The organism is Mucilaginibacter aquariorum, assembly GCF_024498135.1.
GTDB classification, from domain to species: domain Bacteria; phylum Bacteroidota; class Bacteroidia; order Sphingobacteriales; family Sphingobacteriaceae; genus Mucilaginibacter; species Mucilaginibacter aquariorum.
Genome location: NZ_JANHOH010000001.1, coordinates 910891 through 927699 on the forward strand (window position 1 = coordinate 910891; position 16809 = coordinate 927699).

Annotated in this window: 12 protein-coding genes; 4 read left to right on the top strand and 8 right to left on the bottom strand. The window is 40.7% G+C overall.

Features of this window, described 5'->3' with window-relative positions; all coding sequences use genetic code 11:
- Positions 1-2 precede the first annotated feature (2 nt).
- The 3 genes from NPE20_RS04015 to NPE20_RS04025 are packed head-to-tail and all read right to left on the bottom strand — an operon-like array spanning position 3 to position 7728.
- Positions 3-6176, bottom strand: coding sequence for an MBG domain-containing protein (locus NPE20_RS04015; RefSeq protein ID WP_256537314.1), 6174 nt, complete (start codon positions 6174-6176; stop codon positions 3-5).
- Between the two features lie 47 nt (positions 6177-6223).
- The gene (locus tag NPE20_RS04020) at positions 6224-7144 is read right to left on the bottom strand and encodes a methionyl-tRNA formyltransferase (RefSeq protein WP_256537315.1); all 921 of its coding nucleotides are present in this window, start codon (positions 7142-7144) and stop codon (positions 6224-6226) included.
- Between the two features lie 41 nt (positions 7145-7185).
- Complete coding sequence (locus tag NPE20_RS04025) at positions 7186-7728, bottom strand: phage tail protein (RefSeq protein WP_256537316.1); 543 nt, start codon at positions 7726-7728, stop codon at positions 7186-7188.
- 289 nt (positions 7729-8017) lie between these two features.
- Between NPE20_RS04025 and NPE20_RS04030 the strand changes: the two genes are divergently transcribed.
- Genes NPE20_RS04030 through NPE20_RS04045 form a run of 4 tightly spaced genes read left to right on the top strand, consistent with a single transcriptional unit; the run spans position 8018 to position 10682 of the window.
- Entirely contained in the window at positions 8018-8605 is a 588-nt protein-coding gene (locus NPE20_RS04030) for a hypothetical protein (protein ID WP_256537317.1), read from the top strand.
- A gap of 9 nt (positions 8606-8614) precedes the next feature.
- A complete protein-coding gene (locus NPE20_RS04035) occupies positions 8615-9280 on the top strand; it encodes a hypothetical protein (RefSeq protein WP_256537318.1) in 666 nt (221 codons plus the stop codon).
- A complete protein-coding gene (locus NPE20_RS04040) occupies positions 9238-10026 on the top strand; it encodes a sensor histidine kinase (RefSeq protein WP_256537319.1) in 789 nt (262 codons plus the stop codon). Before NPE20_RS04035 ends, NPE20_RS04040 begins: the two co-directional genes overlap by 43 nt.
- A 2-nt stretch (positions 10027-10028) precedes the next feature.
- Positions 10029-10682, top strand: coding sequence for a response regulator transcription factor (locus tag NPE20_RS04045; RefSeq protein WP_256537320.1), 654 nt, complete (start codon positions 10029-10031; stop codon positions 10680-10682).
- Between the two features lie 8 nt (positions 10683-10690).
- On the opposite strand, the gene NPE20_RS04050 is transcribed toward NPE20_RS04045, so the two are convergent.
- The 5 genes from NPE20_RS04050 to NPE20_RS04070 all read right to left on the bottom strand — a co-directional run bounded on the left by NPE20_RS04050 (position 10691) and on the right by NPE20_RS04070 (position 16699).
- Entirely contained in the window at positions 10691-11011 is a 321-nt protein-coding gene (locus NPE20_RS04050; RefSeq protein ID WP_256537321.1) for a hypothetical protein, read from the bottom strand.
- A 136-nt stretch (positions 11012-11147) separates the two neighbouring features.
- Entirely contained in the window at positions 11148-11321 is a 174-nt protein-coding gene (locus NPE20_RS04055; RefSeq protein WP_256537322.1) for a hypothetical protein, read from the bottom strand.
- Positions 11288-12112, bottom strand: a complete 825-nt coding sequence (locus NPE20_RS04060) for a TolB family protein (RefSeq protein ID WP_256537323.1) — start codon at positions 12110-12112, stop codon at positions 11288-11290. The genes NPE20_RS04055 and NPE20_RS04060 overlap by 34 nt, the downstream gene beginning before the upstream one ends.
- A 188-nt stretch (positions 12113-12300) precedes the next feature.
- A complete protein-coding gene (locus tag NPE20_RS04065) occupies positions 12301-14343 on the bottom strand; it encodes an alpha-amylase family protein (protein ID WP_256537324.1) in 2043 nt (680 codons plus the stop codon).
- Positions 14344-14374: 31 nt separating this feature from the next.
- A complete protein-coding gene (locus tag NPE20_RS04070) occupies positions 14375-16699 on the bottom strand; it encodes a glycoside hydrolase family 95 protein (protein ID WP_256537325.1) in 2325 nt (774 codons plus the stop codon).
- Between the last annotated feature and the right edge of the window lie 110 nt (positions 16700-16809).

Genomic DNA, 16809 nt, shown 5'->3' on the forward strand with positions numbered 1-16809 from the left:
TTTTAGTACTTCAATATGATGTACCCTGTTTTACGTTTTTCTTTTCCGGCTTTGTACTCAAGCGAGTAAAAATAGGTGCCAGGTTTTAATAAAGCACCATTTTTGTTAGAGTGACCATCAAATAAGTTCGAGCTGTTTTTACCGTAGTCTCTCGTCTCGAATACCAGGGCACCATTAGCGTTCATAATTGATAATTTATTACCGTTGTAAGCTGAGATACCTTCAATAGACAGGAAGTCGTTTGAACCATCACCATTTGGCGATACCCCCTGATGTACTACTACACCATCGTTATCTGTTGGATCCATTGGGTTAACCGCTTTATTTGCAAATAATAGTTTGCTATCTGCTCTGTCAACCATAAAGGTAGCCGGCCTGGTAGCTATTATGGTATAGGTCCTGGTCGTTACACCATTCTGTGCCGTTACCACAATATTAGCCATGGTGGTGCCTACACTTAATGGTATCGGGTTTGAAATTACACCACTTAATGCAGGCGTACCATTAATGGTCATGGTAGCATTTGCTTCCTTAAGCGTTGGTGTTAGTTTTATGCTTGCTGTACCCGGGCTTACAGATGTAGTGTACGTTACCTGACTTGATGTATTTTGCTGAATTGCCAATACAGAGCCCGGAGATATACTTATATGCGTTAGGCTGGCAATGTTGGAACCTGCGCGCGTTACGGCTATTGTGTACGTTTTAGTAGTTACTCCATCCTCTGCTGTTGCTACAACGTTAATATCATTGATGCCCACGTTTAATGGTATAGGATCTGAAGCTACACCGCTTAAAACCGGTGAACCATTAACAGTTATACTACCATTTGCCCCTTTAAGAGTTGGTGTTAGTCTTATGCTTGCTGTAGCGTTACTTACAGAAGTGGTATATGCTACAAAGTTGTATGTGCTTTGCTGGATGGTAAGTACCGAACTTGGAGACACACTTATATATGACAAGCCTGCAAGACTGGAACCTGCACGACTAACTGCTATTTTATAAGTTTTAGTGGTTACATTATCTTCTGCTGTCACTACAATTTCTATCATTGTGGTACCGACGCCCAGTGATATAGGAGCCGAAGCAACACCGCTTAATATCGGTGAACCATTAATAGTTATAGTACCATTTGTTTCTTTAAGTGTTGGTGTTAAGGTTATGCTTGTTGTACCCGTACCTACAGAAGTTGTGTACTCTACCAGTGTAGGTGTATTTTGCTGGATTGTAAGTATGGAGCTTGGAGATATATCTATAGATGACAGGCCGGCAATGGTAGAACCTGCACGGTTTACTGTTACCGTATAGGCCCTGGTGGCTACGCCATCCTCGGCAGTTGCTACAAGGTTAATTGTAGTGGCTCCCGCATTCAATGCTATCGGATTTGAAGCAACACCACTTAATGCTGGTGAACCATTGATAGTTATGGTACCATTTGCTTCTTTAAGTGTTGGTGTTAAGGTTATGCTTGTAGTTGCCGGGCTTACAGAAGTTGTGTATTCTACCAATGTTGGTGTATTTTGCTGCACAACCAATATTGAGCCTGGGGTTATGCTTAAAAATGACAGGCCAGCTATAGTAGAACCGGTACGATTTACCGCCACTCTATAAGTTTTAGTAGTTACACCATTTTGTGCGGTTACAATTATATTAACCATAGTGACACCCACATTTAATGCTATCGGATTTGAAGGAACACCGCTTAATGCTGCCGTACCATTAATGGTCATGGTGGCATTGGCTTCTTTAAGTGTTGGCGTTAAGGTTATACTTGTTGTGCCTGAACTTACCGAAGTTGTGTATTCTACCAGCGTAGGTGTGTTTTGCTGGATTGCTAATATCGAGTTTGGAGATACTGTTATAAATGCCAGATTGGCGTTGTTTGACGCGGCACGAGTTACTTTTACTACATACGTTTCAGAAATTGATCTGTCTTGTGCAAATACTTCTATATTAAATGTGTTTTCGCCAACAATTAATGAACGCGGCGGCGTAGAACCGGTTTCTACCGGATTTCCATTGATCTTTATAAAACCATACATACTGGTGGTTACCGGGCTTAAAGCTATAGATTCAACAGTATTGGGTACAGAAACCGTATAGCTATGTCCTGCTGTAGTAAATGCAGGGCTTAATGTGCCTTCGCTTACGGTAAGGGCCGATAGCGTTGATATTGTTTCATAAGCGCGGGATACGGTAAGCGTATAATTTTTTGTGGTGGCGCCATCCTGTGCTGTTACTGTTATCGGTATTGGATTTTCGCCAGGGTAAACAGGTACTGCAACTGATGTACCCGATGTAGCATTCATATAATTTACAGTTACGGTAGCAGTGGCATCCACAACAGTTGGCGTTAGCGTAATACTGGCCTGGCTGTTTGATACTAACATAGTATAATCAAGCGTGCTGGCATCAAATACAGGGCCTATCGCACCTTCATCAACAGTTAAGCTTGCCAAATTGGCGTTTGTTGATGCCGGGTTAACTGTTAATATGCCATTAACAAAGCTAAAATCGTAATTAATGCTTGTGGCATTGTTTACAATAATGGGATAATCTCCGGCAAGTGAACTATTATCCGCAAGGGTGCTTATGTTAACCGGTGTTGAAAATACCGATTCATCTTCACTGTTCTTAAAGCCCGTAATGACATAGGTAAGTGCGGGGTTAACCTGGCCAGCCACTTTTGTTTTATTATCAGCAGTAATAGTTAGTGGTGCCCTATCTATCTCTAAATAAGAAGGCTGAAAAGTTACAGTGTAATTGGGGTTGTTTATTGCTATAGTGCCTTGATTTGTAGCATGCACTCCAGCAGTCTCTCCTGCATCGCGTACCAGTGAACCGGTTATAGCATCACCGCTTAACAACGAACCAGCGGTAATATGATAAGTAAAATCTGGGTCAGTGTCACCATATGTTTTATGAAGCACGTCTGCTGCTATAGTAACCTGCCTTGCTGCAATAGTAAAATCAGCGCCTGCAAAATTTAAACTATAATTACTGTTTAACGTAAGTGATCCCTGATTTATAACATAGATACCAGTACTTTCTCCCGCCCCCCTTGCTGGCGCCCCACTAAAGGTATCGCTACCTATTAACGCATCGGCAGTATAAGTTAACGTCGGATCTGCATCACCATAGATTTTGGTTTGAGCATTTGCTGTTACGTTAACAGTTTTGATACCGATAGTTAAGTTTGCTCCGGTAAAGTTTAAAGTATAATTACTGTTTAGTGCTAACGAGCCCTGTTTAATAGCATATATACCAACGGTTTCACCTGCATCTCGTGTTAACGAGCCCGTAAAACTATCGCCCGAGATTAACGCATCGGCAGTATAAGTGAAGGTAGGATCGGCATCACCATAAGTTTTGGTTTGCGCACTTGCTGTTACATTAACGGTTTTTGTACCGATTGTTAAGTCAGATCCGGTAAAGTTTAAGGTATAGTTGCTGTTTAATGCTAACGAACCCTGGCTGATTACATGTGAACCAACGGTTTCACCCGCATCACGGATTAACGAACCCGTAAAACTATCGCCCGAGATTAACGCATCGGCAGTATAAGTGAAGGTAGGATCGGCATCACCATAGGTTTTGGTTTGCGCATTTGCTGTTACAGTAATTGTTTTTGTACCTATAGTTAAGTTTGCACCTGTAAAGCTTAAAGTATAGTTGCTGCTTAAAGCAAGTGTCCCCTGGCTTATTGCATAGGTACCAAAGTTTTCGCCTGTAGTGCGGGTTAATGCGCCGCTAAATGCATCGCCACTTATTAACGCTGCACTGGTGTCATAGGTTAGCGTTGGATCAGCATCGCCATAGGTTTTAGTTTGTGCGTTAGCAGTAACAGTAATAGGTTTAGCGGTAATAGCAAAGGTAACCGGCTCTATAGTGATATCATAGTTATTAGTTACGTTAGTACTGTTTGCGATATTAACTACAATTTTCCCACCCAAATTCACGGCATATGTACCCACACTCTCACCGGCAATACGGCCAAATTGGCCACTTGTACCATCCCCGGATGCTATCGAACCGGCAGTTAACGAAAACGCGTTTCTGAAAGGTTCTGTATCACCGTAAACCTTGGTAAGACTTACCGGTTTCATGGTAATTGGCCTTTTAGTAATAGTTAAGTTAGCACCAACAAATGTTAGGTTGTAATTGGCACTTAAAGCTAATGTACCTTGTGTAATAGCATAATCGCCTATATTGTTACCGACAGCGGTCCTGGTTAAGGCACCGGTGAAGGTATCACCAGATACAAGTGCACCACTGGTTACCGAATAAGTGAAAACAGGGTCGGCATTTCCATAAATTTTAGTTTGTGCATTGGCAGTAGCCGTTATAGCAGCCTTGCTTACGCTTAAAGCTTGTACAACATTACTTGCCGGTGAGGTATTCACATCCCCTGCTTGTGAAGCTGTGATATTAGCCGTACCTGCACCTACAATATGGATATTACCGCTTACAATAGTTGCAACGGCGGTATTATCACTACTGTAGCTAACCACAAGGCCGCTGCTTGCTGTTGCCCCTGGTGAAAAATCAGCATTGCCATAGGTTTTGGCGGGCAACGTGTTAAATGTAATATTTTGCGGATTTGTTGCCCTGGTTACAGTGACAGTATATGTTTTTGTAGTAGAACCATCTTGCGCAGTTACTATAGTAGTAATAACATTACTACCAACGTTTAAACTGATACTACCAGAGGCTGAACCTGAATTTACCACTACACCATTTACTTTAATGCTTGCATTTGCATTGTTTTTGGTTGGTGTAACCGTAATAGTTGAATTAGCATTTGCTACCGAAGCAGTATAGGTAATTGTGCCTGCAGAAAACGACGGGGTTAATGTACCTGCGCTTAATGATAGACCCGAAAGGTTTGCATCATTTGAAAGTGTTGCGAATGTAGTTACCGAACCATAAGCTGTTCCTGCACCGCTGATTGCGTAAGATCGTACATAGTATGTTGTTGAGGAACTAAGACCGGATATACTTGCTGAGAATACACCTGTACCGGTTCCATTTGCCGCCTGTGTAACTCCACTCCCTCCTATTATAGGTGAAGTATTGCTGCTGCTATATACAACTCCACGGGCCGTTACGCTTGCGTCGCTCCGGGTTACAGTACCGCCTAATGTAGCCGATGCTGATGATATACTGGCAGCAGAAGCTGTTGTAATGGTTGGCAACGCAGGCACATTCATAGATGTTACTACCCTTGTAGAAGCATATGAGCTTAACGAAATCACACTTACGACATTCCCAGAACTAAGATCAACAGTTTTTATAGCTTTATTAGCGGTTGCACCTTCATAAACAAATGCGCGGTTGTTACCTATATCTAACGCAAACAATACAGGCGAACCTGTCAGAGCACTTTTTATAACTGTTGTATTTGTGCCGTCGGGTTTAACTTTGGTTAAAGCATCTGTAACAGCAACATTAAGGGCAATATCATCTGAGGTTAGATAATATAAAAAATCTGTGTTGGCATCATAAGCTATTTCTTTGACTGTACCAGCATTTACAGTTGCAGACTGGGTTGTTGTACCAGAACTTAGGCTAACTGTTTTAATACCGCGTGCGGCAGGTAATGATTCGTACACAAATACCCGGTTATTAGCAGGATCAAGGGCCAGGTATAATGGAGAAGGTGTAAACGCGGATGCAATTACCGTTTGGCCGGTACCATCAGGTTTAACACGTACAAGTGCATCTGTAGCGGTTGTACTAAGCGCCGATCCATCGGTAGTAAGGTAATAAATGTAATCGTTTACCGCATCGTACTTTAAGGCATTTACATTACTGATACCCGCCAATACCCCAAAACTTGTAATAACTGCACCTGTGGTGGCATTTAAAACCTTAATTGACCTATTTGCTGCAATAGCTTCATATACAAAGATCCGGTTATTAGCCAAATCTAACGCCGAATAGGTGGGCGACACTGCAATACTACCTACTATTGTTGTATTTGAAGATCCATCGTAGTTAGCGCGCAATAACGCGTCGTCGGCATCAGCAGCACTAATACTGCCTGCGGTTGTGACGTAATACACTTGCGCCTGGCTTTGCCCGCTTATGCTTATAAGCACCAAAACAAACAAAGCTGCTAAAACGGATCTGATATCCTTCGCCAGCAGGTTTTTCAATGTGGGTAAAAGTTTTTTCATGATAAGGTATTAAGTATAGGTTAGGTTATATTTTACCGGCAATGCCGTTATAGATTACTAATGAATGCCTGCCCTGTTTTTAAACCATAAAAACCTGCATGCCGGGCCGGGATACAAGTATTGTTTATGTTGAAAAAGTTAATGTTTAGTGCTTCGTTATTTATGCAGGCCACATTGAACTTGTTATTTGCTATATTGATTGTGCCGGGTATGCTATTCGCTTTTTCCAAAGCTATTTCGGCATCTAATATTTTTAATTCGTACCCGTTTATTAAAGTGCTTACACCGTTATTCCACGATGTGCACGCTTTTATCAGGTCAAGTATTTCTTTCGCTTCCATGTTTTCCCAGTTCACCATTACATCGGCCAGCTGGGGCCTTTTGTAATATTGGGCCTGGGTTTCGTCTTGCGCTTTTGCATTTAATGGCTGCTTCCTGCTCAGCTTATCAAGTATCTCAAACACTCCCTTAACCTGCAGCTCGCTAAACGCTTGGTTTATATAGTTATATGTATGATATACTTCGTTCTTAATGCTCTGCTCCCAGATAACCGCACCGCTATCCAGTTTATTACTTAATTGGTGTATGGCTAAGCCTAATTGTGCTTCTCCGTTTTTTAACTGCCAAAAAACCGGCGATGGCCCCCTGTATTGCGGTAGTTTACCAAAGTGTATGTTATATATTCCTTTTGGCACACCACTTAATTCTTCAACAACAACTTTATGGTTATAACCGGTAAAAAATATCACATCCGGTTCGTGCAGTTGCTGCCAGTTGTAAAGCTCATTCTTATCATCTTCTGCATAGAATTGTATATTATTCGCTCTGCAAAAGCTGGCTAAATCATTAATACTGATATCAGTATGGGCAGATTTACCAAAGTATAACATAACCCCTGCCTTGTTACTGCTTAGGTATGAAAGCAGGGGTATGCATATTTTTGAATTTGATACTATACCAATTTTCATCGGTACCTATCAAAAATCATTAGAATTTTGATCATTGACTATTACGGTCTTGATGGGTATATACCCTGCCAGGCTATAATAAAGTTTATGCCTAAAACAGGCTGTACGATGTTTAACGGCTGGCTTCCACCCGCTGGCGTAAGTGCTGCTGGGTTTAATGTTGAACCTGCCGTAGCAGTAGCCGAATAAAATGGATAAGGTTCGCCAGTTTCAGCATTGGCATTAAAACCTAAAAATCCATTTGTTGCAAAGCCCTGGCTTGGGGCTACCGAGTTAACATTAACAGTGTGCGTGTGTGCAGGCATTTGCAGTGTTGTTATATTAGCATTTTCTACACCGGCAGTTTGCCCAACTTCGTAACGTGACACATTGATTCCTTGTCCGTTGCCTGAGTGTACCGGCGCACGACCTCTAAGATCGGGTACTTTAAAGGTTTGCACACCATCGCCGCCGTAATTTGTTCCTAACAATGAGAACAATGCTGCGTACTGTGAAATAGGAAGGGTTGAGCCATCACAAAAAAACCAGCCATTTGGCGCAAAAGTGCCTGCGAAAATTCTAACTTCTCCAAGAATTGGATCCATAATAGTGATAAGGTTTAGGGTTAAAAGTTTTTGTTAAATATTTAGTAAATATATATCAATTTAGGTTGTATGCAATAAAAAATTAATTATAACGTTAAGAGACACCTTCATAGAATAATATTCTTTCCTCCCTTAAAATTCACTTAACAAAACTCAATTAAATTTTACAAATAGTATAGGGTGAAAACAGCTTTTTTTAATGCTTGTTTAAGTGAAAAAAAGGCAAAGCATTAATTTGCTTATCTGTATATAAATAGTGACTTTCGGTAAACTTAAATCCGAAACAATTATGTCACTCAAAAGATCCCTATTCTGCGTTGCTATTGCCGCATTAACATTTAGCGCCTGCCAAAACCAACATGCCGACCTAACTACCGCTGCCCCAGGCTTTAATTACGATAGCTTAAGTTATAAAATGGCTAAAGCCTATGTAAAAAACTACGAAAAACATGCCGGAACTGTAGATTCCAGCTATGAGGAAAAAGGAGCAAATAAAATAAAAAAGAGGCCGAACACACGTTGTGTATGGTTCAGTGCCGATAGGTTACAGGCCCTGCTTACCAAAATTAAAAGTGAAGATGGTGATGGTGTCCGCTTTTACCTGGCAAGCTATGATAGCATTTATCCTAAATCAATTGGTGGCCTTACTCCTCCACGCCCTTATTGGGGATATAACACCTTAGTAATGGTATCTACTAAAGACAGTACAAACCAGGTTAACCAAAAATTTCACCGCGATTATTATACGAGCCAAACAGGCACAAATGCAAACAAACCAATGCTGGGCTTTATAGTAGGCGGTACACCAGAAAATCGCGGAGAGCTTTGCCCGCCGCCAAGAGATTGTGGTGCTACAGGCGCAACTCTTCTTCCCTAATAAACAACTATGATATTTATTACCGTTAACACAGTATCAGAGTTATTATGCCTCCTGGCCGCAATTGTTTTCTTAAACAAAGAGAAAACCACGGCCTGGAGGCTGTTTATTCCGTTTTTACTGTTAACCTGTATTGTTGAAGTAGCAGGTATATACATACGCGAGTTTGTACATACTTCAAACTATGCACTATATAATGTATATGTATTGTTTGAATGTGGCTTTACCAGCTATTTCTTTTTTTACCTGTATAAAGCCTATCACTATAAACCAATATGGCTGTTTACCTGGCTTGGCCTGTTTGCTGTTATGTATATTATAGATTTACTGCACCATAACTTTGGCCAGTTTGTATCAACTACAGCATCGGTAATGTCGGTAGTATTTGTATTAGCAAGCCTGTATTTTTACTACCTTAAACTAAAGGATGAGCATTTTGAACCGTTGATATTTTCGGCCCCGTTTTGGTGGGTTAGCGGCACATTATTCTTTTATTTTGGAAGCACCGCGTGTAATAATTTTTTAGATTACCTGTCCGAATATGAAAGAATCACCTTTAGCCGGTCTATCAGGTATATAATTTATAATATTTTAGATATTGTCATGTACATTTTCTGGTCATACGCTTTCATATGCAGATATCGTCAAAGGAAGTCATCTCCCTCATTGGGTTAACATCCATTATATTCTTAATTGCGCCTTTGTTCCTTATTCTGTATGTATTATCATATAACCGCAGAAAAAAGAAACACCAGGAGGAAACTGTTATGATGCAACAGAATTTTGAAAACGAGCTGCTTAAAACCCAGATGGAGGTACAAGAACAAACCTTAAAAACGGTTGCTTACGATTTGCACGATAATATTGGCCAGTTGCTTAGCCTTACCACCATCACCTTAAGTTCTATCAACATAAACGACAACCAAAACACCGCAGAAAAAATAGCTTTAGTGGAAGCCCTTACCTTAAGATCTATAAAAGAGGTAAAGGCATTATCACGCCTGCTGCATGGTGAAGAAATAGTAAGCCGGGGATTAAAAGCCGCTATTGAATTTGAACTGGAGTGGTTAAAGCGACTGGACAGGTTTAAAGTGAACTTTGAGCATAATAATGTTTTTTTCACTGGTGATAACGCTAAAGAAACCATACTCTTTAGACTGTTTCAGGAGATAATCAATAACATTATTCAGCATGCTAAAGCAACCGAAATACTTATTAGGTTAGAAGTAATTGAAGATAATTTCAGGCTAACTATACGCGATAATGGAGTTGGTTTTGATGTAGATGAGATATTAAAGCGAAAAGCAGGCATGGGCCTGCATAACATTGTAAAAAGAAGCATCATGATAAATGGCTCAGCTTCTATAATTTCTATCCCTTTAAATGGGGCAACAATAACTATAAACGTACCGTACAAATAACAATGCAAACCGATAAAGTAAATATTGCCATAGTAGATGATCATACGCTCTTCCGCCAGGGACTTGCACATTTGCTAACCGAATCTAACGAGATAAATGTTTTGTTTGATGCTGATAACGGTGCCGATATGATCAAAAAGCTACCTGCCTATCCCCTTCCCGATGTTATACTGATGGATATAACTATGCCAATTATGAACGGCTACGAAACTACCAAATGGCTAAAAGCAAATCATCCGGAAATAAATGTTCTGGCTTTAAGTATGTTTGAAGAAGATAAGCCCATTATTGGCATGCTAAAAAGCGGTGCCGGCGGCTACATGCTAAAACAATCAAAAGCCGCCGACCTGGTTAGCGCTATTAAAGGTATATCTGCTCAATCCTTTTACATCAACGAACTGGTATCGGGCAAGTTATTGCGTAATATTCAAAACAATCAGCCAGTAAAAAATGCTCCAATAGGTTTAAGCCCTAACGAGTTAAAATTTTTGGAGTTGTGCTGCTCTGACTTTACCTATAAGCAAATTGCTGATATGATGAACCTTAGCCCACATACCATTGATAACTACCGGGAGGCTCTGTTCCAGAAGTTTGAGGTAAAATCAAGAACAGGCCTGGTTATATCCGCCCTAAAGAACGAACTTATAAAAATTTAATAGTGCAATTATAACGCAGCTGTTTTTGCTGTAGTTTTTTTCACAACTGGTTCTGCAGTAGTTTTTGTTTTGGCCGGGGCGACTTTTGGTGCTTCCAGGGCTTTTGGCTGGTCATCAACTTTAACTAAAGTCGCTGTATCTATCTTAATGTCTTTAGCAAACTTCTTGGCCAGCTTCTTTGCTTCTTTTTGTATTTGCTTGTCTAATTTTTTAGAGCCTACAGCAAATTTGGCTGTAATATCTTTTAGTTGTGCAACCAGGCTTAACTGTATTGCTTTTTGTGTGGTTTTCTTTGCTTCTTTAACAAGCGGTTTAAGTTTATTTTTCATGTATTTATGTAGTGATATTTGCAAAAGTATGCCATTGCAATGTTAATCCAATATTATCATTATGTTAAGCTCGCACAAACGGCTTAACATTGTATGTTGCAACAAGTTTTACCCTAACGTTTTTGTTCGGCGTGGGCTAATAATCAGATAAGTTAAATTTAACCCAATAGATATCGTCCTGCCCGTTGCCGGCCTCACTTAACAGGTTATTCAACTCTGCATAGGTAACGGCCTTTTCATTATGCCATTCTTCGCGTAAGCGATTGCTGGTAAATATTAAATATTTTTTATCGGGGTAACGTAAGGGCAATAATCAAGTGATGTACTATTAATTATGTCCGGCAAGTGCTTTGCTGGCAGCCAGCTATTTGTTTTATCCTTTTTACTGATGTAAATATCACCTCTGCCTTTATCATCAGCACGCCCGTCTGATGTAAACATTATAAACTGCTCATCGGGGTCTACAAACGCGTTAAATTCGCCATGAGAGGTGTTAATACCTTCGGGTAAGCTTACAGGTGTCTGGTAACCCGACGCTGTGTACGAGCATACCACTATATCTTCCCCGCCCTTTCCATAAGGTGCTTCCACGGTAAAGTAAAGATTACCGCTTTTAGCAACGCTTGGATAAAATTCGTTTTTGGCTGTATTAATAGTTATTCCCAAATTTTCGGGTTGCCCCCAATTACCATCGGCTGTTTTAGACACTTTCCAGATATCAAAATCGTGTTTAGGCCGGTTGCCTGTAAGCGGCCTGTCTGACGAAAAGAACAGGGTCTTTCCATCCGGTGAAAAGCTGGCTTCCAGATCCCTGAAAACGCCCGAGAAAGGCGCCACTTCAGGCTTACCCCATTTGCCATTTACTTTGGTTAACCTGATAATTACGCTTGCTATAAATTTAGGGTGTTGTATCGTATAAAACAACTCATCACCTTTAGGCGAGATGGTAAAATCGCGGTTAGCTAAACCTGTAGAAATAATATCTCTTGCAAATAGTCGTGGTGTATCTACAGGTAAATTATTATTCGGATATGTTATTTGGGCAACAGCCAAATGGCTGCAAATTATTGAGGCAACAACAACTAAAATAACCTTTTTCATATAACAGTTTATTTCACTTACAATATATCAATAAGTTAAAACATTACTGTTAAATACAACAATTACTTAGATGGGTAGAAAGTATTGCTTGCCCGGATCAGGCTTAATATGAAGTTACAGGCAAATTAATTTTTAAGCGAAAAAGGCTGTAGGTAGTTAAATAACTACCTACAGCCTTAATCATACTCTTATTTTTTAAGCGTGAATTTGTACAATACGGCATCTGCCCCATCCAATTTAAACTGAAGGCCGCCTTTAGTATCTATCGCATTATCCTGCAGCAATTCTTTCGTAGCTATTACTTTAGATAGGTCTATCCCAAGGCGTTGTGCTGATATATCGAAAGCCTTGCTGTCTTTTCCATAGTTAACCACGGCCATATAAAAGCTATCGCCTATTTTTTGGGTGAATATTTCGGATGCACCGGTACCTGTATTACCTTCAACCGGGCGAAATGCCTTGCCATTTTTTACCAGTTTAAGCAATTCAGCATCCTGGTAGTACTTTTTTACACGAGCAGTCCACTGGCCGTTTACTGCAAAATCATCACCAGACAACCACGTACCGGTAACCAATGCCGATAACATACGTGCACGGTTTGCTCCCATTGTTTCATCATTAAAAACAACGTGATCGGCATCAATAAAATTATACAGGTTAGACTGCCACCAGCCATAGCTTACGCTGTTTAGCGTATATTGTGTATGCCCTATTGTTTTAAAGGCATCACAGGCAATACGCCTCATGTGCACATACCTGCCTGTTGCCATACTGGGCGATATAGCTGCGTAGATCAGCATTTGACTGCCCAACTGATCTACCAGGTACTCCATACCTTTGCGATAGGCCTGCATCCCAGTAGTTACTTTGGGGTCATAAAACTTATTAGCTTCAACAGAGGCATGGCCTAAGAAGTCTATCTTGATCATTTTAAAGCCGCAGGATTTAAGTTTACCTATTATATAAGCCACACGTTTTTGCGTACCAGGATGTGTTGCGTCTATAGCCCTTGCGCCATCAATATCATTGTAACCATCACCAATTTTTGTCCACAAGTCGCCAAAGGTATAATCACTGCCGTCTACCTTTCTGTCCGGACCTCCTTTGTGACCCCAATCCGTAAATGGTGCCCAATAAACGCCGGGTTCTAAACCTTTTGATTTGCAGTAATCAGCAAATTGCTTAAGTTGACTATAATCGCCATGCGAAACTAATTTATCCCAATACGAATCAAGGTCGATATATGCGGTATTACCTGTACGGAACGCCGGGATACTATCCGCAAAGAAATTAGCTACCTTAATAGCCTTATCATACGTAATTTTTTCCTGTATAACACCCCAGCTATTCCAGCCTACCGGGGTAGGTTTATACCAGTTAAATACATAAGGTGGTTCCGCAATACGGTTTGCGCTGCCGTATTCTTCCATACCGGTGCGCCAATCGTTAAAGTAGCCTACAAATATTTTTGGTGATGTAATAGTATTACCACCGATAGTACCATGCGCTATTTTATCGCGGGTTACCGCTTCTGCGGTGTAGCCGCCCCAAACTTTAATTTGGTTTAATTGCTGCGCTGCTTCCATATCCACGCCGGTTTTCCAAACTTCATGTTCCACAGAGCCAGCTACTATACCTGCCCTACTCTGGTTTGAAAACACTGTGCCTACTTCAGCACTTATACCATTGTTGTTAGAGAATGATTTTGAATTATAACTGATAAAGGTATCGTTATCAAAAGGCACAAACAACGTACGTACATCATCGCCTTTTACAGTACCGAATTGCCCGTTAACCGGTGCCATGTAATTAGTTTTAAGTGAAGTGCCAGTAAAGGATACCTCTGTTAGAAAATAGTTTTTGCCTGTGTATGTATAAAACACCTGCTTCATTTGCGGCAGGCCTTTAGCTGTTAGTAGTATGGTATGTTTAAAGCCTTTGCCGAAACCGTTTTGTATAAACAGTTTGGTATACTTTCTTACCTGATAATCTTTTGAACTGATGGTATCGGCATTCACCTTAGCAGCCGAATAAATATTAGAGAAAATGCCCTGACCGTTTTGATACACATTAAATGTACCTGTTTTTAGGTTATAGTTTATTTTGCCATCTTTCCCAAAAGGGATTACCACTTCGCTTTTTGCAAGCGGCTTGATAGCAGCATTAGCCTGAATAAAAACAAGAGAAAATAGAAGGCAACTTAAGCATCGGGTATAAATTTTAAACATCATGTATAGTTTATATAATTGCGAAAATATAATATTACGCTTTTACTGTATTAAGCGTTTTTAGCAAACCATTAATCTTTACTTTCACTTTTCGGGGGCGGGAAGAGATTATCCGACAATTAATCACCTTCCCATTTTTCCAACTAAAATCTACTGTATAATTCCCCCGGGCTTTTACACCTTTTACTTCGCCTGACGCTTTCCAGCTATCGGGCACGGCCGGCAATAATTCAATAAAACCGGCATGGCTTTGTATCAACATTTCTGCGATACCGGCTGTGGTGCCAAAGTTCCCATCGATCTGGAACGGCGGCCCTGCCGATAATAAGTTTGGATATATACCACCACCCGCACCGTAATTAATATCGGTTTTAAGAGTAGGTTTCATAATCTCGGTAAATAGTTTGTATGCACGGTTGCCATCGTGCAGTCGCGCCCAAAACAACAATTTATAGGCTATTGACCAGCTTGGCCCATCATCTCCCCTAACCTCTAATGTTTTTTTACAGGCTTCGGCTAATGCGGGTGTAGCGTCGGGGGTTATTAACGAGGCGGGATACAAGCCGTACAAATGCGAGATATGCCTGTGCTGTAGGTCAGTTTCTTTATAATCTTCCAGCCATTCCATCAGCCGGCCATCTTTAGCAATTTGGCCGGCAGGAGGTAATTTTTTTAGCTTAGCAGCAAGATCTTTACACAAACTTGCATCCTTGCCCAAAAGTTTGGCCGCTGTAATTACATTATTAAATAATTCCCTTATTATTTGGTTATCAATAGTTGGCGCCACGCATATACTGGCGGTTTTACCATTGGGCAGGTAAAAAGTATTCTCTGGCGATGATGATGGCGAAGTTACCAGCCAACCAGTTTTAGCATCCGGGGTAAGCATACTGCTGTAAAACTGGGCTGAGCCTTTTAATATAGGATAGATCTCGCGCAAATAATTCTTATCCTCAGAGAAAGCGTAGTGTTCCCACAAATTATTACATAACCAGCCCGAGCCGGATTTGGTTACCCCCCAGGACGCACTTTCACCTGGTTCCGTAAACCCCCACACATTGGTTATTACGTGGGCAACCCATCCATTAGCATTATAATAAGCTTTTGCCGTGCGTTCGCCAGGTTTTACCATTCCTTTTACCAATTCGGCTAAAGGCAGGTTAAGTTCCGACAGGTTGGATACTTCTACCGGCCAGTGGTTCATTTGTACATTCACATCAAGGTGATAGTCGCCATTCCATGGCGTATTTACTTGATTTGCCCATAAGCCCTGTAAGTTTGGCGGCAATAAGCCAACACGTGTACTGCTGATGCTAAGGTATCGCCCAAACTGGTAAAACAGCACAGGTAAAAACTTATCGGCATTCGGGTTTTTATGAAAACTGATCAGTCTTTTATCGGTAGTTTCTTCAGCTACGGTACCGACTCCTAAACTTATAGTGACCCGTTTAAACAGTTTTTGATATTTGGCAATATGTTGCGCCCGCTCAACAGCATAACTGGTTTTCATGGCCGATGCCAACTTATTATCTACATTTGTTTTATAATCGGCACCTCTAAAATCTGTTCCGGCAGATACATAGATGACAACTTCAGAAGCGTTTTTAACTACTAATTCATTCCCATCATTACTTAAGCTGCCGCCTTTTAATTGTGCTTTTACTTTGGTTAAGTACTGCATGCCACCGTTATCGGTACCGCTTTTTAACTGCCCATACATTTGAAGTTCACTATTCTTTTCAACAGTAACAGACCTTTCCGGGCGGGATAAGGCAATAGTAAGATTTAACCTTCCAGGTTTATCTGCAGATAATTTAATAATGCTTACATCATTGCCAAAACTTGTAAAGTATTCGCGTTTATAGGTTACATCATCAATTGTATAAACGCAGTTTGCAATAGCGTTATCTAAAGATAGTTCGCGTTTATAGTTGGCAGGTTCGTTATTAGGGTTAGCATAATCGAATTTAATGTTCAGGTCGCCAAGCACCTGGTATTTGCCAAATGGCTCACTACCTGAACCAACGCCTTTACAAATGAAGTTTTTATCTACCAGCTCCTGTGCTTCATTATTTTTTCCTTCTGCTAAAAGTCTTCGTATCTCGGGCAAGCTTTTGTAGGCTTCGTAGTTGTTTGCATCCTGCGGTGCGCCAGACCATAGGGTAATATCGTTCAATACAATATGTTCTTCCTTTATACCGCCATCAGGTGTCATACCTAAACGGCCATTACCCAAAGGCAGGGTTTCTTCCCACTGCGACGCGGGCTTATCATACCAAAGTTTTAATGGTTTATTTTGTGAGTAAGCAACAGTAATTATAAAATTAGCGAGGATAAAGAGGTAGACGTATCTTTTCATTATTTATTAAGCGTTCACCCAAAGGGCTGTTAATTAATTAGCTAAACAGGCTGGTTAACAATTGGTAAATATTAATTGGCAGGATAAAAATATATGCTTGTATCCGGTTT